At 73.1% G+C, this 19,251-nt stretch carries 19 protein-coding genes and 1 pseudogene; 4 read left to right on the top strand and 16 right to left on the bottom strand.

The annotated features are described in order from the left end of the window. Positions 1-45 precede the first annotated feature (45 nt). From ACFVYK_RS20605 to ACFVYK_RS20650, 10 genes are all read right to left on the bottom strand, one after another. Positions 46-453, bottom strand: a complete 408-nt coding sequence (locus ACFVYK_RS20605) for a DUF3224 domain-containing protein (protein ID WP_389775893.1) — start codon at positions 451-453, stop codon at positions 46-48. A gap of 70 nt (positions 454-523) precedes the next feature. Continuing rightward, positions 524-1,252, bottom strand: a complete 729-nt coding sequence (locus ACFVYK_RS20610; RefSeq protein WP_389775896.1) for a hypothetical protein — start codon at positions 1,250-1,252, stop codon at positions 524-526. Positions 1,253-1,407: 155 nt separating this feature from the next. Next, positions 1,408-1,839, bottom strand: coding sequence for a hypothetical protein (locus ACFVYK_RS20615; protein WP_389775898.1), 432 nt, complete (start codon positions 1,837-1,839; stop codon positions 1,408-1,410). 95 nt (positions 1,840-1,934) lie between these two features. Next, positions 1,935-3,164, bottom strand: a complete 1,230-nt coding sequence (locus ACFVYK_RS20620; protein WP_389775901.1) for a PP2C family protein-serine/threonine phosphatase — start codon at positions 3,162-3,164, stop codon at positions 1,935-1,937. Positions 3,165-3,260: 96 nt separating this feature from the next. After that, entirely contained in the window at positions 3,261-3,710 is a 450-nt protein-coding gene (locus ACFVYK_RS20625; protein ID WP_389775903.1) for a response regulator, read from the bottom strand. 1 nt (position 3,711) lies between these two features. Beyond that, complete coding sequence (locus ACFVYK_RS20630) at positions 3,712-5,352, bottom strand: CHASE3 domain-containing protein (RefSeq protein ID WP_389775906.1); 1,641 nt, start codon at positions 5,350-5,352, stop codon at positions 3,712-3,714. Positions 5,353-5,383: 31 nt separating this feature from the next. Then, a complete protein-coding gene (locus ACFVYK_RS20635; protein ID WP_389775908.1) occupies positions 5,384-6,607 on the bottom strand; it encodes a PP2C family protein-serine/threonine phosphatase in 1,224 nt (407 codons plus the stop codon). Between the two features lie 180 nt (positions 6,608-6,787). Then, positions 6,788-8,089: a sugar ABC transporter permease gene (locus ACFVYK_RS20640; RefSeq protein WP_389775910.1), complete on the bottom strand. Its 1,302-nt coding sequence runs from the start codon at positions 8,087-8,089 to the stop codon at positions 6,788-6,790. Further along, complete coding sequence (locus tag ACFVYK_RS20645; protein ID WP_389775912.1) at positions 8,080-8,859, bottom strand: ATP-binding cassette domain-containing protein; 780 nt, start codon at positions 8,857-8,859, stop codon at positions 8,080-8,082. Before ACFVYK_RS20645 ends, ACFVYK_RS20640 begins: the two co-directional genes overlap by 10 nt. Before the next feature lie 131 nt (positions 8,860-8,990). Further along, positions 8,991-10,130, bottom strand: a complete 1,140-nt coding sequence (locus ACFVYK_RS20650; RefSeq protein WP_389775914.1) for a sugar ABC transporter substrate-binding protein — start codon at positions 10,128-10,130, stop codon at positions 8,991-8,993. Positions 10,131-10,426: 296 nt separating this feature from the next. Between ACFVYK_RS20650 and ACFVYK_RS20655 the strand changes: the two are divergent. Then, positions 10,427-10,659, top strand: a pseudogene (locus ACFVYK_RS20655) (hypothetical protein); the annotation flags it as partial. On the opposite strand, the gene ACFVYK_RS20660 reads toward ACFVYK_RS20655, so the two are convergent. Beyond that, complete coding sequence (locus ACFVYK_RS20660; RefSeq protein WP_389775916.1) at positions 10,658-11,020, bottom strand: GntR family transcriptional regulator; 363 nt, start codon at positions 11,018-11,020, stop codon at positions 10,658-10,660. The pseudogene ACFVYK_RS20655 and the gene ACFVYK_RS20660 sit on opposite strands and share 2 nt — an antisense overlap. 1 nt (position 11,021) lies before the next feature. Beyond that, positions 11,022-11,972 carry a DUF1648 domain-containing protein gene (locus tag ACFVYK_RS20665; protein WP_389775918.1) on the bottom strand — a complete coding sequence of 317 codons (951 nt, stop codon included), beginning with the start codon at positions 11,970-11,972 and terminating at the stop codon, positions 11,022-11,024. 222 nt (positions 11,973-12,194) lie between these two features. On the opposite strand from ACFVYK_RS20665, the gene ACFVYK_RS20670 reads away from it, so the two are divergent. After that, a complete protein-coding gene (locus ACFVYK_RS20670; protein WP_389775920.1) occupies positions 12,195-12,641 on the top strand; it encodes a MarR family winged helix-turn-helix transcriptional regulator in 447 nt (148 codons plus the stop codon). Positions 12,642-12,670: 29 nt separating this feature from the next. On the opposite strand, the gene ACFVYK_RS20675 is transcribed toward ACFVYK_RS20670, so the two are convergent. The 4 genes from ACFVYK_RS20675 to ACFVYK_RS20690 form a co-directional block, all read right to left on the bottom strand. Further along, complete coding sequence (locus tag ACFVYK_RS20675) at positions 12,671-13,774, bottom strand: ABC transporter ATP-binding protein (RefSeq protein ID WP_389775923.1); 1,104 nt, start codon at positions 13,772-13,774, stop codon at positions 12,671-12,673. Positions 13,775-13,846: 72 nt separating this feature from the next. Next, the gene (modB, locus tag ACFVYK_RS20680; RefSeq protein ID WP_389775926.1) at positions 13,847-14,704 is read right to left on the bottom strand and encodes a molybdate ABC transporter permease subunit; all 858 of its coding nucleotides are present in this window, start codon (positions 14,702-14,704) and stop codon (positions 13,847-13,849) included. After that, entirely contained in the window at positions 14,701-15,528 is an 828-nt protein-coding gene (gene modA, locus ACFVYK_RS20685; protein ID WP_389775929.1) for a molybdate ABC transporter substrate-binding protein, read from the bottom strand. Before modA ends, modB begins: the two co-directional genes overlap by 4 nt. A gap of 357 nt (positions 15,529-15,885) precedes the next feature. Further along, positions 15,886-16,281 carry a molybdopterin-binding protein gene (locus tag ACFVYK_RS20690; RefSeq protein ID WP_389775930.1) on the bottom strand — a complete coding sequence of 132 codons (396 nt, stop codon included), beginning with the start codon at positions 16,279-16,281 and terminating at the stop codon, positions 15,886-15,888. 176 nt (positions 16,282-16,457) lie between these two features. Between ACFVYK_RS20690 and ligA the strand changes: the two genes are divergently transcribed. Next, entirely contained in the window at positions 16,458-18,599 is a 2,142-nt protein-coding gene (ligA, locus tag ACFVYK_RS20695) for an NAD-dependent DNA ligase LigA (protein WP_389775932.1), read from the top strand. Between the two features lie 108 nt (positions 18,600-18,707). After that, positions 18,708-19,205 carry a pyridoxamine 5'-phosphate oxidase family protein gene (locus ACFVYK_RS20700; RefSeq protein WP_389775934.1) on the top strand — a complete coding sequence of 166 codons (498 nt, stop codon included), beginning with the start codon at positions 18,708-18,710 and terminating at the stop codon, positions 19,203-19,205. The last annotated feature ends 46 nt before the right edge of the window (positions 19,206-19,251 follow it).

A 19,251-nucleotide genomic window follows, 5' to 3' on the forward strand; every position in this document is an offset into this window, starting at 1 on the left:
GCGCCCGGCCGGGGCGGCCGAAGACCGCACGACCGGGGCGCCGGGTCAGCGGTCGAGCCGGTAGTCGAACCAGATCCGGTGCGTGCCGTCCGGGTCGATCGCGATGCCTCCGGCGCCCGAGATCCCGGCCAGTTCTCCTGTTCCGCTGCCCGGAACGACGACGAAGTACTCGCTCTCCCGGCTCTCGCCCACCGTGGACGCGGCGTGCGCGAAGTTGAAGGAGCCCGCCCGGCCCTGGAGCGTCCCCTCGAAGGACTCCATGGCGACATAGGTTCCCGTGGCGGTGGCCGGGTCGTACGCGGCGGTGAACAACGTGGCCGAACGGCCGGCGACTTCACCCTCGTACGACTTGGTCATGGTGGCCACCCCGGCCGGCGCCGCGGTCTCGATCGGAGGGCTCGGCACCGGAGCCGGCGTGAAGTCGGCGACTGTGAACGTTCCTGAAGCTCGCATGCCCGGATGGTAGGGGGAGCCTCTGACATCGACGCCCCTCCGCCCGCCAGGGCATGTCACGGCGCAGGTGTCACGCGTCGGCGGTGGCGGGCTCCTTCTCGGTCTGCGCCGGGGCCGTCGCCTCGGGGGCGTCGGCCGCGGTGTAGAACACCGAGGAACCCTGCTTGCTGCGCTGTGCCTGGGCCTTGGCGACGAGGCCTTCCAGGGTGGTGCGCACCACAGTGGTCTTGACGTTGCGGTCCGGGTGCGTCTGGCCGAGGGCGGCGGCGATCTCGGCGGCCGAACGGGGCTCGCTCTGCTGGGCGAGATGGCCGCGGACCAGGTCGACCAGGGTCGGCTGCGCGACCTTCGCCGCCTCCTTGGGCGCCGTTTCCTTCTTCGCCGTGTCGTTCTTGGCGACGTCCTTCTTGACGACGTCCTTCTTCGCGGCGGTCCGCTTGCGGGCGGCCGGCTTCTCCGCCGACGCGGTGGGCTGCGAGGCGCTCTTCTTGGGCTGGGCGCGCTTACGCGTGCCGGACGCGGCCGCGGACTTCTTGCGGGGGGCGGGCACGGTGACGCCGGCGGCGGGCTCGACCGCCGGGGCGGACTCCGCCGTCACAGCCGGCGTCGGCGCGGAGTCGATGGCCTGCTGAATGCTGACCAGCACGCCGTGGTCCCGTTCGAGTGCCGTCAACTGCTCCTGCAGAGCGGCGATTTCCGCGCTGACGCGTTCCTGTTCCTTGGTGTTGCGTTCCAGATCGGCGGTCACCTGAGCGGTGTACTGAGAGGTGAGTTCGTTGGCGGAAGCGTTCTCGGACATGAAACACACGACCTTTCCTCGACGGGAGGCAGCAGACGGACGGGGCGCTGCTGGAGAGATAGTACGGACAACTGGAGTAAATGGTTCCTCGAGTGTGCCGTCGGCCCGCTCTCCGCCGTCAGCTGTCCCGTCCTTCAGGCCGTTCGCCCCGCCCCTCAGGCCGGTTTGCCCAGCGACCAGCCGGCCACGTCCGCGAGCCGACCACGCCACAGCGGCATGACGACGGGCCTGCCCGTTCCGGCCGCACCGGTGGCGTCGCGCAGATGGATCCACTGCGGAAGCCGTTGCGGGCCGGGGCGCCCCTGCTTGTCGGCGACGGCCTGGTCCACCTGTTCGGGGAAGCGCTTGAGGAGCTGCGCGCCGGGCCCGTCGAAGCTGCGCAGGCTGCGTGCCCACTCCGTCGTCCAGGCCTCGTGCGAGATCAGGTCCCCGTGGAGGAAGCCGCCTCCGACGACGAGGGTGATCGGCAGGGCCGCTTCCGGGTCCTGCCCGATCAGCCGTACGAGCATCTGGAGTTGGACGTCCGGCGTCGGTTCGGTCACGACCGGGGCGGCCGGCTGGTGGAGGGGGTCGTGCTCAGCGGTCATGACCAGCGGTCCTCAGGTGTCGGGGGCAGGGACGAACGTCTCCTTCCCGCGCTGCCCGCAGGCATGTCCGCACACCCGTACGCCGCCTGTCCCGGTCACAGCCGCAGGACGATCAGGGCCGTGTCGTCCGTGGTGCCGGTGGCGGGCAGCAGATCGGCCAGAAGCGCGTCCGCCAGGGTCTCGGGGGTGCGGTGCCGGTGGCGGACGAGGGAGTCGGCGAGGCGGGTCAGGCCGGTGTCGATGTCCTCGCCGCGCCGCTCGATCAGCCCGTCGGTGTACAGCACCAGGGTGCTGCCCTCGACGTAGGGGAGGCGGGCCTGCGGGCGGGGCAGGTGTTCGGGGCGGGCGGCGAGCGGGGGGTCGGTCGCCTGGTCGAGGAAGGTGACGGCGCCGTCGGGCCGCACCAGGACCGGCGGCGGATGGCCGGCGCAGCTGTAGGCGATGGTGTGGCTCGTGCGGTCGATGAACGTCGTCACGACGGTCGTCGCCTCGGCGCCCTCGACGAAGCGGGCGTACAGGCCGAGAGCCTCCAGGGCCTGGGCCGGGCCGGCTGCGACGCGGCAGGCGGCGCTCAGGGCGCTGCGCAGCTGGCCCATGGCGCAGGCGGCTCCCAGGCCGTGGCCCACGACGTCGCCGACGGCGACCGCGAGGTTGTCGTCGGGCAGGTCGACGAGGTCGTACCAGTCGCCGCACACGTTGAGCGCGCCGACGGCGGGCCGGTAGCGCACCGCTGCCTCGTGCGGCCCGATCGGACCGGGCGCCGGCAGCATCGCCGCCTGCAGGGCCAGGGCCACCTCCCGCTCGCGGGCGTGCGCCCGGCGCAGGCGTTCGTTGACCTCCTGCAGTTCCCGGGCCCGGGTGTACAGCTCGGCCTGCGGCACGCGGGCCCGGGCGCCGCCGTTAGGCCCGCCGCGGGCGTGAATGAGCTCGGTGACCTCCTCCACCCGGTGCACCACGAGCGCCACCTCCCCGTCCGGGCCGTGGACGGGCGCGTTCACCGGGCTCCAGTAGCGCTCCTGCCACACGCCGGGCCGCTGGGGGTCCTCGATGTCGTAACGCAGCAGCGCCATCGTGTCGCGCTCGCCGGTGTCGACCACCCGCAGCATCGACTCCCGGGTCTCCCGCATGCCGGCCGCGGCCGGGTCGTTCGGGTTCTCGGGGAAGACGTCGAAGATGTACCGGCCGAGCAACTGTTCGCGGGTGCGCCCGGCCAGCCGGAGGAAGTCGTCGTTGGCGTCGGCGTACACCAGGTCGGGGGTGAGCAGGGCCGCCATGCCGGGCAGGGCCCTGAAGACCTCCGCATAGTCGATCTGCGGTTTTGTCATGTCCTGCCCGCCTGCCTGGGTACCGAGCGACACTGTGCGTTTCCACCATAGAAGGGACGACGCCGCGGCACCCGGTCACCGCGTCCGCGTCCTGACTCAGGCGCCGCTGCGCGGCAGGCGGACGACCTGGACGAAGAAGTCGTCGATCTGGCGGACCGCGGCGATGAACTGGTCGAGGTCGACGGGCTTCGTGACGTAGGCGTTGGCATGCAGCCGGTAGCTGCGCAGGATGTCCTCCTCGGCCGCCGAGGTGGTGAGGACGACCACGGGGATGTGCGAGAGGTCCGGATCCGACTTGATCGTCTCCAGCACCTGGCGGCCGTCGTACTTGGGCAGGTTGAGATCGAGCAGGATGAGGTCGGGCCGGGGCGCGTCCGCGTGGCCGCCCCGCCGGTAGAGGAAGTCGAGGGCCTCTTCGCCGTCCCGCACCACGTGCAGGGTGTTGCCGATCTTGTTGTCCTCGAACGCCTCGCGGGTCATCAGCTCGTCGCCGGGATCGTCCTCGACGAGGAGGACGTCGACGGGGGTGCCGGAGGGGAGGGTCATGTCAGGCCTTCTTCTCGGTGTGCGCGTCGGCGGCGGCCGTCGCGGTGCCGGCCGCCGCCGGCGCGGTGGCGGGAGCGGCGGGGAGGGTGAAGCAGAATCGGGTGCCGTCGGTGTGGTCGGTGTCGAGCCAGATCCTGCCGCCGTGGTGTTCGACGATCTTCTTGCACAGGGCCAGGCCGATGCCGGTGCCGCCGTAGGCGTCGCGGCTGTGCAGCCGCTGGAAGATGACGAAGACCTTCTCCGCGAACTGGGCCGGGATGCCGATGCCGTTGTCGGCGACGGACAGCCGCCAGGCGTCCGGGGTCTCGGGGTCAGGCTCGCAGGTGACGCGCACGTGCGGGGCGCGGTCCGGGTGGCGGAACTTGAGGGCGTTGCCGGCCAGGTTCTGCCACAGCATGGTCAGCAGGGTCGGGTCGCCGACGATCTCGGGCAGGTGCTCCGGCCGGTCGATCCGAGCGCCGGACTCCTCGACGGCCGCCGTCAGGTTGGTCAGCGCCTTGTCGAGCGTCCGGTCGAGGGCGACAGGCAGTTGGGCGTCGTTGACGCGCCCGACCCGGGAGAAGGTGAGCAGGTCGTTGATGAGGATCTGCATGCGCTTGGCGCCGTCGACGGCGAAGTCGATGTACTGCAGGGCGCGTTCGTCGAGCTTGTCGCCGTACCGCTTCTCCAGGAGCTGGCAGAAGGAGGCGACCTTGCGCAGCGGCTCCTGCAGGTCGTGCGAGGCGACATAGGCGAACTGCTCCAACTCCGCGTTGGATCGCCGCAGTTCGACGGCCTGGGCGTCCAGGTCGGCGGCCTGTGCGGTGAGGGCGTCCCGCTGGCGGCGGGAGGCTTCCAGCTCGGCGACGATCTGCTGGCGCATGCCTTCGACGTCCGCGGCCACCGCGGCCAGGTCAGCCGGCCCGCCTATGGCGATGACATGGCCGAAGTCGCCGTCGGCCACCTGCCGGGACGCCCCGCGCAGCGCCTCCAGCGGACGGGTCACCAGCATCCGGACGAGGACCGCGAGGGTGAGCCCCGTCAGCAGGAAGACGGCGACCATGCCGCTCAGGACCGCGTTGCGGGTCTTGCGCTCGTGCGACAGCTTGGCCCGGCCCTCGCGGACGGCCTGCGCCAGGTCCGTGTTCTGCTTCGTCCACAGGGCGCGGAGGTGGTCGAAGGACTCCTTGCCGCGGTCCGCGGCGCGCTGGTCGACCGGCTGGGGCCGGCCGGGGGTGACCGAGGCGGCCAGCGGCTCGGCGTAGTCGGCCCGCCAGTCCGCGGCGCGCTGCTCGACCGCCTCCAGGTCGGCGAGGAGCGCGGGCCGGCCGGCGACCAGGGCGCGCAGGCGGTCGACCGCCCGCGTCTCGTCCTGCTTGCCCGCGGTGTACGGCTCCAGGAACTGCCGGTCCGCGGCGCTCGCGTACCCGCGGACCCCGGTCTCCTGGTTCACCAGGGCCGCCTGCAGCCGGTACGCCTCGGTCTGGGCCGGCTGGATCCGCTGGAGCAGCTCGTCGCTCACCTGCGCCGTCCGGTCCAGCATGTTCGCGCCCACCACGGTGCCGACCGCCACCACCAGCATCATCGCCGCCAGGACCAGGTAGAACCAGCTCTGCACCGTGAGGCGGCGCCCCGTCCAGGCCCTGCTCGTCACGTCCGTCATCCTTCGCTCCGGCACCGCTCGCCCCGCTCGTTCAGTTCCAGCTCAGATGGACCACGGCCACGTCGTCGGCCAGGCCGCCCTGGGACTCGGCCAGGCCTCCGACCCGCTCGATCAGCCGGTCGACGAACGGCTCGGGCGCCAGCCCGGCCTCCTCGCGGGCCAGCGCCAGCAGCCCGGCCTCCCCCAGTCGCTCGGCCCCGCGGCCGACGTGCCCCTCGAACAGGCCGTCGGTGAAGAGCACCACGCCCGCACCCGCGGGCACCTCCAGCTCCGCCAGCGGCCGGTTCGCCCCGCCGGGTATGACGCCCAGCGCCGGACCGCCGGGCGGCTCCGCCCACTCGGTCCCGTCGGCCGTGCGCACCAGCAGGCCGTGGTGGCCCGCCCGAACCAGCCGGGCGCGTCGCTCTCCGGGCACGGCGGTGAGGCTGACGAGCGTCGCGAAGACGTCGCTCCGGGCGCGTTCCGCCAGCAGGATCTCCTCCAGCCGCTCCACCTGCTCGGCGCCGGTGACGCCGCAGAACACCAGGGTGCGCCAGGCGATCCGCAGCGCGACGCCCAGGGCGGCCTCGTCCGGACCGTGCCCGGACACGTCCCCGACCAGCGCGTGCACCGTGCCGTCGGGGCTCTGCACGATGTCGTAGAAGTCGCCGCCGAGCAGCGCCTGCGCCCGTCCGGGAAGATAGCGGGCGACGACGTCGACGTCGTCGCCGCGCAGTAACGGGCGTGGCAGCAGCCCGCGTTCCAGGCGGGCGTTCTCCTGGGCCTGCATCTGGCTGGCCTGCAGCGCCACGGCGGCCTGTTCGCCCTGCTTGCGCTGGATCGCGTAGCGCACCGCCCGCCCAAACAGCTCGGGCTCCACCCGTCCCTTGACCAGATAGTCCTGGGCGCCGCCGGCGACCGCCGCCAGCCCGGTGAGCTCCTCGGCCTGCCCGGTGAGCACCACGATGGCCACCTGGTCGGCGTGCGTCTTGACGCGGGACACCGCTTCCAGGCCCTGCGCGTCCGGCAGGTGCAGGTCGAGCAGTACGCAGTCGGGTATCTCGGTCGCCAGCACGTCGGCGGCCTCCGCCATCGAGCGCACCCACCGCAGCCGCATCTTCAGCGCGCTGTCGGCGACCAGTTCCTCCACCAGCAGGGCGTCGCCGGGGTCGTCCTCGACCAGCAGAACGGACGGCTCCCACCACTCCCACTCGGCGACGCCGTCCCACGGTGCGCCCGGCGGCGGCTCCGCATCCCCCGCGTGCGACGACATCATGGCCCCGACCTTCCCACCCATCCGCGCCGCATCTCTCACGATGTTGTCCCATGACAACAGTCGAGAGGATACCCGTACGGGTGAGCCGACCCGCCCGGGGAGCGCGCTTCGGCGGTCACGCCGTCGGACGGTGAGGCCGTCAGGTGGTGCGGCCGGTCGGCCGGTCGGCCGGCCAGGGTGTCAGGGTCGCCCGCGCGAGGCCGCGGCCCGCCGCGCCAACGAGTCGAAGACGACCGCGACGTACAGCACCCCGCCGGTGACGACGAACTGGATCGGAGGCTCGACGCCCAGCAGCGCCATGCCCGAGGCGATCGACTGGATGATGAGCACCCCCAGCAGCGCCGACCAGGGCGAGCCGCGCCCGCCGAACAGACTGGTGCCGCCGATGACGGCGGCGGCGATGGCGTTGATCAGCAGCATCCCGGAGCCCGGGGCCTGGCTCGCCGAGGTGAGCCGTGAGGCGACGAACAGGCCGCCGACAGCCGCGAGCGTCCCCGACACCACGAACACCGAGATCCGCACCCGTGTCACGTCGACGCCCGCCCGCCGGGCCGCCTCCACGCCGCCGCCGAGCGCGAGGACCCGCCGGCCGTAGGGCGTGCGGCGCAGGAAGAGGTCGGAGACGACGACGACCGCGAGGAAGATCAGCAGCGCGAGCGGCACGCCCTCGAACCGTCGCAGCACGTGGACGGCGGTGAACGCGACCACCGCCAGGAGCGCGGTGCGCACCCAGATCCGGCTCACCGGCCGGTACGGCATCCCGGCGGCGCCGCGCCGTCTGCGGTCGTGCCAGGAGACCAGGAGGTAGGCGGCCGTGGCGAGCGAGGCGAGGCCGTAGGCGACGACCGCGGCGTCGAAGTAGCGGCTGGTCAGCGTGGCGACCAACCCGCTCTCGCTGAAGTTGATGGAGGTCTCCGTCCCCAGCAGGTAGAGCATCACGCCGTTCCAGGCCAGCAGGCCCGCGAGGGTGACGACGAACGCGGGCACGCCGATCCTGGCGAAGGAGAACCCGTGGACGGCGCCCGCGGCCGCGCCGCAGAGCAGGGCGATGAGCACGGCGAGCCACTCCGCCATCCCGAGGTTCACGTTGAGCGAGGCGAACACCGCCCCCGCCAGTCCGGCGAGCGAGCCCACCGACAGGTCGATCTCGCCGATGAGCAGCACGAAGACGATGCCGACGGCGATGATGCCGGTCCCCACGATGTCCACGCTGAGGACGGAGAGGTTGCGCGGCGAGAGGAAGTTGCGGTTGAGGCCCTGGAAGACCGCCCAGGTCACGGCGAGCGCGAGGAGGACGGGGACCGGGCCGAGATCGCCCTCGCGCAGTCTGCGGCCCACCGCTCGGGCGTGTTCCCCGAGCCGCTCCACGTGGCGACGGCGTCCGTCGGCCCCTCGCGAGTCGGTGGACGCGGTGCCGGCGGACGTGGTGCGGGCGGCGCGGGCCCCGGTGCGCCGGTCCGGCCCCCGTCCCCTCACGGCCATGTCTCTTCCGGAAGCGTGGTGCGCTGGGCCACGGAGTTGTCCGCCGCGCCGGTGATGGAGGAGATGATCTGTTCCTGGGGGGTCGTGTTCACGTCGAAGAGGCCGTTGTTGCGTCCCAGGCGCAGCACGGCGACCCGGTCGGCGACGGCCTTGATGTCGCCCATGTTGTGGCTGATGAGAAGGACCCCGAGGCCCCGGTCGCGCAGCTCCTCGATGAGGTCGAGGAGCTGTCCGGTCTGCTCGACGCCCAGGGAGGCGGTGGGTTCGTCGAGCAGCAGCAGCCTGGGCTCGCCGAGGAGCGAGCGGGTGATGGCGACGACCTGGCGCTGGCCGCCGGACAGGGAGGCCACCGGGACCCGCACGTCGGGGATGCGGATGGACAGGGTGTGCAGCAGCTCGCGGGTGCGGCGCTCCATCTCCACCTCGTCCAGGACGCCCAGCCGGTGGATCTCCCGGCCGAGGAAGAGGTTTCCGACGACGTCGAGGTTGTCGCACATGGCGAGGTCCTGGTAGACGGTCGCGATGCCCAGGACCTGGGCGTCCTGGGGGCGTCTGATCTGGATGGCGCTGCCCCGCCATTCGATGACGCCCCGGTCGGCGGGGCCCACCCCCGAGATCACCTTGACCAGGGTGGACTTGCCCGCGGCGTTGTCGCCCATCAGGGCCACCACCTCGCCGCCGCTGATCTCCAGCTCGACGTCCACGAGCGCCTGGACGGCAGCGAACCGTTTGGACACGCCGCGCAGCGTGAGCAGGGGCTGAGCCGGCACGGGGTCACCTCCTTCCGCCTGGGTGAGGCTCGCCGGACGTCCGGCGAGCCTCAGGACTGCCGGGGCCTACGGCTGCGGCCGACGACGCCGGTGTGCGCCGCCGTCGTACGGTTCGGCGTGCGGCCTGCCGCTCACGGAGTGAGTCCGGCTCTGGCGCAGGCGGGCCGCAGGTCGGGCGTGCATATCTGACCGACGGTGTACATGCCGTCCTTCACCAGAGTGTCCTTGATGTCACCGGCCGTCACCGGGACCGACGGGAGCAGGACGGCCGGGATGTCCTGGGTGGTGGCGTTGTCGACGGTCCCGGTCGCGATGGACGCCACCGGCCGGCCGCGTCCCAGGGCGACGGCCATCTCCACGGCGGCGTCGGCCGCCGGCTTGAAGGGCTTGTAGACGGTCATGTACTGATCGCCCTGGATGATGCGCCGCACGGCCGCCAGGTCGGCGTCCTGCCCGGTGACCGGGGGCAGCGGCCTGACCTGGGTGGCGTTGAGGGCGGAGATCACGGCGCCGGCGAGACTGTCGTTGGCGGCCAGGACCCCGTCGATCCGGCCCGCGCCCAGGGCGGCGACGGCGGCCCGCATGTCGACGAAGGCGTTCTCCGGCCGCCAGCCGACGGTGTCGTAGGACTTGCCGATCTTCACCTCGCCCGCGAGGACGGAGAGCGCTCCCCGCTTGAACCAGTCGGCGTTGGGGTCCGTCGTGGCGCCGTTCATCATGACGATCTGGCCGCCGTGGGCCTTCGCGCCCATCGCCTTGAGCAGCGCCGCTCCCTGCAGCCGGCCGACCTTCGCGCCGTCGAAGGTGACATACCCCGAGATCGGGCCCTGCGCGAGCCGGTCGTAGGCCACGACCGGGATGCCGGCCCGGTGGGCGTCCTCCACCGCGGGGCGCAGCAGCTGGGGGTCGACGGCGGCGATGATCAGCACATCCACCCCCCGGGTGATCAGGGACTCGAGTTGCTGCCGCTGGACCGCCGGGTCGGGGGTGGCGGCCACGGTCGCCAGGCAGTGCGGGCACAGTTCCCGGAGCTTCTTCTCGATCAGGGGCTTGTCGAACTGGCCGAAGCGGGAGGCTCCACCGCCGGGGAGCAGCACGCCGACGGTGGGCGTGTCGTCGCCCGCGCCCGCGCTCTCGCCGCCGCTGCCGTCGCCGCTGCCGTCGCCGCTGCAGGCGCCGGCCAGGGCGAGGGCGGCGGCGATCGCGAGGGCGGTGGACGCGCGGGCGCGCGTCCTGCCCTTGGCGGCCCGAAGACCGACACCGAGACCCATCACCGATTCCTTAGGGAATTGTCCGGTTCCATCCTGAAATGCGTGTCCGCTGCCCAGCGTAGCCAAGCCGCCGCCCTCGTTCCGTCCAGGGGCGTTCGCGCGGCGGTTCGCCCGGGCCGCCCCGCTCCGGCGGGCGGGCGGGCGATCCTTGACCCCGGCTCGCCGTACCGCCTGTTCCCGCAGGTGGTGCGGGCGTTTCGGGCTGCGTTCGGCGTCGCCTGCCCGGGCGGGCGACGCAAGGCTCCGGATGTCTTGACAAGGGTTCTGGGACGCCTACCCGTCGTGCACCTGCAGGATGGGCGCCGACGAACCGTCCGGGTGTGATGCTCGCCGCCTCGGCCCGTGCCCACGTCCACCGCTTCGGCGTCCTGCCGGGCCGTCTCGCGCGGTCGTGTTCACCGCCAACGACAGCGCGTACGCCGCCGCGCTGGACCTGGCCGGGGCCGGCGCGGACGTGGCGGCGATCGTCGACACCCGGCCCGAGCCGGGGGAGCGGGCGGCGCGGGCCCGGCAGGTGTGCGTCGGGGTCAGGCTCCGCTTTCCCTGAGGCCGGTGCGCACCAGCCCGACCACCTCGTCCTCGGAGAGCCCGAGGGTGCGCGCCTCGGACACCAGGGACCGCACCTGTTCCAGCAGGCGGGCGCGGGTCGGCGTGCCCGCGAGGACCATCGCCCCGCGCCCGCGGCGCAGCTCGATCAGCCCCTCGTCGCGCAGCTCCTGGTAACCGCGCAGCACGGTGTGGACGTTGACGCCGAGCGACTCGGCGAGGGCGCGGGCGGGCGGCAGCCGCTCACCCGGGGAGATCTCGCCGTCGGCGACGGCCCGCCGCAAGCGCGCGGCGATCTGCGCGCCGAGAGGCACGGGGGAGCCGGGGTCGATGCGGATCAGCACCTCAGCGCGCCTCTCGCCGGGCGATCAGGCTGTTGAGCAGGGCGGCCGCGGTGGCCGCGTCGTCGACCGTCACGGCGAACTCGCGTCCGCCCGCGCGCCGTACGACGAGCGCCGGTCCGGAACGCAGGATCACCCCTGACGCACCGGGGCGGATCCGGTAACCCCAGCCACCGAAGTCGCCGAGGGCGTCGACCCGCCGGTGCGAGGCGTCGGAGATCGACTCCAGGGGCAGGCGGATCCGCGGCCAGGGGAGCCTGCCCGGGCTCACCGTCAGCCCTTGAAGGCCCACGGTGACGGACACGCGGGCGAAGCAGAGGCAGGGCAGGCCGCCCAGCAGGAGCGGGGCGGCGGCGGCCGGGCCGGTGAACGGGAGCAGCGCGAGGGCCGCGGCCGTCAGCAGCACGCCCAGGGCGCCGATCGGCCAGGATCCGGTGGCGTGCGCCCAGGCCGCGAGTTCGCCGTCGGCGAGCCCGAGCGGTGCGGGGGACGCGGGAGCGGAGACCGGATCGGGGGAGGGGAGGCGACGCGCGAGCAGCAGCCCCGCCCCTGCGCACGCCGCCGCCACCAGGAACGCCACGGCCAGGTGCCACGGGCCGAGGCGGACGGTGGAGGCGTCGCCGTGCACGGGGCGGTTGACGAGCTGCACCGAGACGAAGAGCGAGCCCATGAGCCCGGCGACTCCGTAGGCCGTCACGAGGAGCCATCCGCTCCGGGTGGTCGCCCGGCCGACGAGAACGGCCATGACCGCGGCGACCCCGGCGAGCAGCCCCGCGCTCGTCGCCAGGAACGCGCCGCGCCCGGTGTGTCCGTCGGCCTCTCCGGCCAGGGTGAAATGGGTGGCCATCGGATCGGGCAGCCGGCGGTGCGTCGAGGCGGACAGGGCGGCGTCGGCGGCCAGGGCGACCAGAAAGGGGAGCGCGGCGAGGACCGGGCCAGGGGTCGAGCGCTTCACGGGGGGCTCCCGTCGGGTGACGTGTAGGCCGCCGCTGCCAGGAACGGCGGTATCCATTGTTCGCACAATACTAGAACAACTTCCTGACGAAGCGAATAGTAGCCATAGATATAGTAGCCATGTACTGTACTGTCATGGGCCCGGCGCCGAAGGGCGCGTGCGGGGGCGACGCCCCTCGTGCCCACGCGATTCCCGTCCTGGGCGAACCGAAGGAGAGCAGTCATGACAACCACCGCACCCACGGTCGACGGCAGGGTCGTCGCTCTGGCGCACTACGCCTCGCGGGCCCTTGTGGAGAACGTGCTGACCGCCCACGGCGCCACGTTCCACCAGAGCGTGGTGATCCGAGCCGTCGCGCTGGCGGCAGGGTCCACGAGCCGCGACGAGCTGGTCGCCGACGTCAGCGGGTCGCTGAAGGTCGACGAGTCGCTCGTGCACGGCGTCATCGAGGAGTTGACGGCGGCGAAGCTGCTGGACGAGACCCCCGGGCAGCCGTCGCGGATACGACTGACGGACGCCGGACGGGAGTTGTACGAGAAGACCTCGACCGAGGGCGCCGAGATCGCCGACCGGCTCTACGCCGGGATCCCGGCCGACGAACTGGCCGTCGCGGGCCGCGTGCTGACCCTCGTCACTGAGCGCGCGAACGCCGAACTGGCCGGTGCCTGAGGGGCGTTCGCGTCGGGCCCGCGATCCTCTCAGACCGGGTAGGCGTGGGTCTGCGCGGCCTTCACCGTCGCCCAGACCTCGGCGCCCGGGTGGAGATCGAGCTCGGCGGCGGCGGCCGTCGTCAGATCCGCGGCGAGCGGAAGCTCCCCCGTGAGATCGGCGCGGATCTGGTCACGGTGGGTCTCCAGGCCCGCCACCTCGCAGCGCCACAGGTTGCGGGCGCTGGCCCCGGTCGGACGCTCCCGGTAGAGCGTCACCGCGCTCGGCGGGAACGCCACGAAGACCGGGCCGGACAGTACCTCGGTGGTGGTGAGGGAAGGGCCGCTGTCGAGGCGGACGACATGGCCGTCGGACCGGCCGCGGTAGAGGTTCAGCCCGACCAGCCGGGCGATGTAGTCCGAGCGCGGATGGCGCGCGATGTCGGAGGGGACGCCCTCCTGGACCACCCGGCCGTCCTCGACGACGACCAGACGGTCGGCCAGTACCATCGCGTCCAGCGGATCGTGCGTGACCAGGACGGCGACGGCCTCGAACTCGGCCAGATGACGCCGGAGTTGGGCGCGCACCTCCAGCCGCGTGCGGGCGTCCAGCGCGGCGAGAGGCTCGTCGAGCAGGAGAAGGCGCGGGCGGGTGGCCAGCGCGCGGGCCAGGGCGACGCGCTGCGCCTGTCCGCCGGACAGCCTGCGCGGCTTGGCGCCGGCGTGGTCCGCGAGACCCAGCCGCCCCAGCCACTCGGCGGCCCGGGCCCGGGCCTGCGCCTTGGTCGCGCCCTGGCAGCGCGGTCCGAAGGCCACGTTGTCCAGGGCGCTCAGATGCGGGAAGAGCAGGTAGTCCTGGAAGACGACGCCGACCGGACGGGACTCCGGCGGCGTCCCCTCCAGCGCGGCGCCGTCCAGCCGCAGACGGCCGCCCGTGAGCTCGGTGAGGCCGGCGAGGGCTCGCAGGGCGGTGGTCTTCCCCGCGCCGTTCGGGCCGAGCAGGGCGACGACCTCGCCAGGGGCGACGCGCAGCGTCACGTCGAGGCGGAAGGCGCCGCGCTCGACGACGAGACGGGCGTCGAGACCCTCCGAAGGAGCCGGCGAGCGGAGCCGCGGGTCCGCGCGGCGCGGCCCGGTCGTCCTGCCGTCACCCATCCGACGCCCCCCATCGGCTGTCATCCACTCGTCGCCGTCCACCCGCCGTCGTCACCCGCCGTCCACCCGCCGTCATCCACCCGTCGTCATCCAGCGCTCGCGCAGCCCGGCCAGCACCGCGACGGACACGGCCAGCAGGACCAGGCTCAGGGCCATGGCCGCCTCCGGATCGCTCTGCAGCGCCAGATAAACGGCCAGCGGCATCGTCTGCGTACGGCCGGGGAAGTTGCCCGCGAACGTGATCGTCGCGCCGAATTCGCCGAGCGCCCGGGCCCAGGCCAGGACCGCGCCGGCCGCGATGCCCGGCGCGATCAGCGGGAGGGTGACCCGGCGGAACGCGGTGAAGCGGGACGCGCCGAGCGTGGCGGCGGCCTCTTCGTAGCGCGGGTCGGCGGCGCGCAGCGTCCCCTCGACGCTGATGACGAGGAACGGCATCGCGACGAACGCCTCGGCGATCACCACCCCGGCGGTGGTGAAGGGAAGGGTGATCCCGAACCAGGAGTCGAGCCACCTGCCGACGACGCCGTTGCGGCCGAGCGCCATCAGCAGGGCCACACCGCCGACGACCGGCGGCAGCACGAGCGGCAAGGTGACGAGAGCCCGTACGAGCCCGCGCCCGGGGAACTCGACGCGGGCCAGCAGCCAGGCCAGCGGCACGCCGACGACCAGGCTCACCGCGGTCGCCGCCGTCGCGCAGACCAGCGACAGCCGCAGCGCCTGCCACACCTCGGCGCTGGTCAGCTGCCCGGGCAGACTGCGCCAGGGGGCCCGTACCAGCAGGGCGACGAGCGGCACCGTCAGGAACGCCAGGCCGATCAGCGCGGGCAGCAGCAGGGGCAGCGGCGCTGCGCCCCCGCGGACGCGCCGGCGCAGGGCCGCACGCCCGCGGAACGCGCCGGACGCGGCGTCGGGCTCGTCGGAGGGGGTCACGGCTTGAGGAACCCGGCCCCCGTCAGGACCTTCTGGCCCTCGGGGGACCGCACGAGCGCGATGAACGCGTCGGCGGCGTCGGCGTTGTCGGCGCCCTTCAGCCGGACGATGGGGTACTCGTTGACGGCGTCGGCGGACTCGGGGAACTCCACGCCCGCCACCTTGCCGTCTGCGGCGCGCACATCGGTCCGGTAGACGACGGCCGCGTCGGCCTCCTTCAGCTCGACCTTCGTCAGCGCCGACTTGACGTCCTGCTCGTACGAGACCGGCTCGAGCGTGAGGCTGCCGGCGTCGAGCGCTTTCTGCGCGGCGGCGCCGCACGGCACCGTCTTGTCGCACAGCACGACCTTGAGGCCGGACTTCGTCAGGTCCGCCAGGGAGCCGATCCTGTCGGGATTGCCCGGCAGGGTGGCGATCTCCAGCTGGTTGCGGACGAACGTGGCAGGCGGGCCGACGGCGTCCCCGGCCTCGGTGACGATCTTCATCGTCTTGGGGCTGGCCGAGGCGAACACGTCCGCCGGGGCGCCGCCGGTGATGCTCGCCGCGAGGGAGTCGCTGCCCCCGAAGCTGAAGGTGACCTTCGTGCCCGGGTGGGCTTTCTCGAAGTTCTCGCCCAGGGCCGTGAAGCTCTCCTTCAGGGAGGCCGCGGCGAACACGGTCACGGCGCCGGACGGCTCGTCCGCCGAGGACGCGGACGCCGACGAGTCCGACGTCGTCGCCGAGGAGTCGCCGGAGGACGAGCAGGCGCTCAGGGCCAGCAGGGCCGCAGCCCCCGCACCGGCTGCCTGCAGGGCACGGCGGGTCCGGCGCGCGGTACGGATCATCACGGGTCAAACTCCCTGTTCGGTCCTCACGGACACGGACACCCCGGCCGACCGGGCGCCCGGCGGCGCGGCGCGGACACCGGACGACTCGCCGAGCAGGTGTGCGTGCGCTGATGATAATGCCGCAGATGCTAGGCGAAAAGCTGCGGTCGCTTCGCACAAGCCAGGGATGGTTTCGGAATGCGCGGCATGTGCGTTTGCACGGCACCCCGGGTCGGGTGCGGTCCGGTGCGCGGGAGCGGTCCGCCGGCGACCGGGTCCGGGAACCGGCGGACGAGGCGGTGGACACGACCCGGCGCCGGCCCGGGGGGACCGTGCGGAGTGTGCGCTCGGGGCCGAACTCGCCGCAGCGTTCTGTCAGGCCCGGTCGATGTGCACGTTCGTCGACTTCACCCGGGCGACGGCCTCCACCCCGACCTCCAGGCCCAGCTCCTCCACGGCCTCCCGGGTCAGCAACGACACCAGCCGGTGCGGTCCGGCCTGGATCTCCACCTGGGCCGCGACGTCGCCGAGCTTCACCGCCGTGACGATGCCGGGGAACGCGTTGCGCACGGAGGTGTAGGAGACCTCCTCGCCGGCGGCTCCGCTCGCGGCCAGCTCCGTGGAGAACGCGGCCAGGTCCCGGCCGTCGATGAGGCGCCGTCCGCCCTCGTCCCGGTGGGTGGCCACCCGGCCCGCGTCGGCCCACCGCCGTGCGGTGTCGGGACTCACGCCGAGGAGCCGAGCGGCCTGGCCGATCGTGTAGGACTGCATACGCGCCAAGATAGGCGATCACCGCCGAGCCGCTCGCGAGCGGCCCGCACCGGCTCTCGTGCCCGCACTGGCTCTCGTGCCCGCACTGGCTCTCGTGCCCGCACTGGCTCTCGTGCCCGCACCGGCTCCCGTGCTCGCGCGGGCCGTTGTCAGTGGTGGCGGGCAGGATGTCGGCCATGACAACACCGGGTGCAGTGATCGCGGACGCCGTCGCCTACGCGCAGGCCGTCCAGGACGCCGTGCGGGCGTCGGCCGCCTACTACGAGGGCGGCACGTCGGCCCTGGACGACGACTCCTACGACCGGCTGGTGCGCGCCATCGCGGACTGGGAGACCCGGCACCCGGACGAGGTGCGGGCCGACTCGCCGACCGGGAAGGTGGCCGGCGGCGCCGTGGAGGGCGACGTCCCGCACACGGTGGCGATGCTGAGCCTGGACAACGTGTTCTCCCCCGAGGAGTTCACGGCCTGGACGGCCTCGCTGGCCCGCCGCCTGGGCCGGGACGCCGAGCGCTACAGCGTGGAGCCGAAGCTGGACGGCCTGGCGATCGCGGCCCGCTACACCCGTGGCCGCCTGACACGGCTGGTGACCCGGGGCGACGGGTCGGCCGGGGAGGACGTCACGCACGCGATCGGGACGATCGAGGGCCTGCCGGCGGAGCTGACGGAACCGGTCACGGTGGAGGTACGCGGCGAAGTCCTGATGACGACCCGCCAGTTCGAGCACGCCAACGAGGTGCGCACCGCGCACGGCGGGGCGCCGTTCGCGAACCCGCGCAACGCCGCGGCCGGCACCCTGCGCGCGAAGGAGCGCGCCTACACGGTGCCCATGACGTTCTTCGGCTACGGCCTGCTGCCGCTGCCGGACACCGCGCCCGCGCTCGCCGGGGCCCTGGTGGAGAGCGCCCACAGCGACCTGATGGCCAGGGCCGCCGCCTACGGAGTGAACACCACGGCCGCCACCGCCGTGCCCGGCATCACCGCGGACACGGTCGAAGCGGTCCTGGAGCGGGTGGCGCAGATCGCCGCCCTGCGCCCGTCGCTGCCCTTCGGGATCGACGGGATCGTCGTCAAGGCGGACCTGGCCGCGGACCAGCGCACCGCGGGATCCGGTTCCCGCGCCCCGCGCTGGGCGATCGCCTTCAAACTGCGCGCCGTGGAGAAGATCACCCGGCTGCTGGCGGTGGAGTGGAACGTGGGCCGTACCGGCGTCATCGCCCCCCGGGCCGTCCTCGAACCGGTGGAGATCGACGGCTCCACCATCACCTACGCCACGCTCCACAACCCGGCCGACATCACCCGCCGTGACCTGCGGCTGGGCGACCGGGTCACGGTCCACCGGGCCGGGGACGTCATTCCCCGCATCGAGGCCCCCGTGGCCCACCTGCGCACCGGCGACGAACAGCCGATCGTCTTCCCCGAGACATGCCCGCGCTGCGGATCGGACATCGACACGGCCGAACAGCGCTGGCGCTGCGAGAACGGCCGCAACTGCCACCTCGTCGCCTCCCTCTCCTACGCCGCCGGCCGCGACCAGCTCGACATCGAAGGCCTCGGCCGCACACGGGTCGTCCAGCTCGTGGAGGCCGGGCTGGTCGCGGACCTCGCCGACCTGTTCACCCTCACCCGTGAGCAGCTGCTGGGCCTGGAGCGCATGGGGGAGACCAGCACCGACAAGCTGCTCGCGGCGCTCGCCACGGCGAAGGCGCAACCGCTGTCGAGAGTGCTGTGCGCCCTCGGCGTCCGCGGCACGGGCCGCTCCATGTCCCGCCGGATCGCCCGGCACTTCGCCACGATGGACCACGTGCGCGCCGCGGACGCCGAGGCGATCCGGCAGGTCGACGGCATCGGCGCCGAGAAGGCTCCGACGATCGTCGCCGAACTCGCCGAACTCGGCCCGCTCATCGACAAACTGACCGCAGCCGGCGTGAACATGACCGAGCCCGGCGCCACCCCGCCCGCCCCGCCGGCTCCCGCCCCGACCACACCCGCCGCGGACGGCGACGCCCCGAGCGCCGACGACGCTGCGCAGGCCGCGAGCGACGCGGGCGGCGGACCGCTGGCCGGCATGACCGTGGTCGTCACCGGCGCGATGACCGGCGCGCTGGAGAAGCTCAGCCGCAACCAGATGAACGAGCTCATCGAACGCGCCGGCGGTCGCTCGTCCTCCAGCGTGTCGAAGAGGACGACCCTGGTCGTGGCCGGAGAGGGTGCGGGAAGCAAGCGCGCCAAGGCCGAGGCCCTCGGCATCCGGCTCGCCACCTCCGACGAGTTCGCCGCGCTGGTCGCGGACCACCTCGAAACGGCGGCCGCCGTGTAGAAACGCCGTGGAGAAGAGGGACCGAGCCACCACCGTCCGGCGCGCCGCCCCGACAGGACGCCGCGCGCCCCGCACCGCGGACCGAGCAACCGAGCAGGGGAGACGACCGTGCAGCCGAACGAGATCAACGAGATCCTGAACCGACCCGTCAGCCAGGAACTCCTGGCCCGCGACCTGACTCGGCTGGCCTACGTCGCCAAGGACGGCACGCCTCGCAACGTCCCGATCGGGTTCTCCTGGAACGGCGCCCAGATCGTCATGTGCACTCCCAAGAACGCCCCGAAGCTGCCGGCCCTGCGCGACAACCCCATGGTCGCCCTGACGATCGACACCGAGGTGCATCCGCCCAGGATCCTGCTCATCCGGGGCCGGGCCGAGCTCGACGTCGTCGACGGCATTCCGGACGAGTTCATGGAAGCGAACAACACCTACGAGATGACGCCCGAGCAGCGGGTCGAATGGGAGGCCGAGGTCCATTCGCTCTACGACGGGATGGTCCGGATCGTCGTGACGCCGACCTGGGCCAAGCTGATCGATTTCGAGACGACCCTGCCGAGCGCGGTCGAGGAACTGGTCCGCCGACGGGAGGAGCGTCGGGGCGCCTGAGCTTCGCCGCGTCGCCCCTGCCGGCGCCTCCCCGCGCCGGGGGAGG

Origin of the sequence: Streptomyces sp. NPDC058291, assembly GCF_042880855.1 — a bacterium.
Lineage (GTDB): Bacteria > Actinomycetota > Actinomycetes > Streptomycetales > Streptomycetaceae > Streptomyces.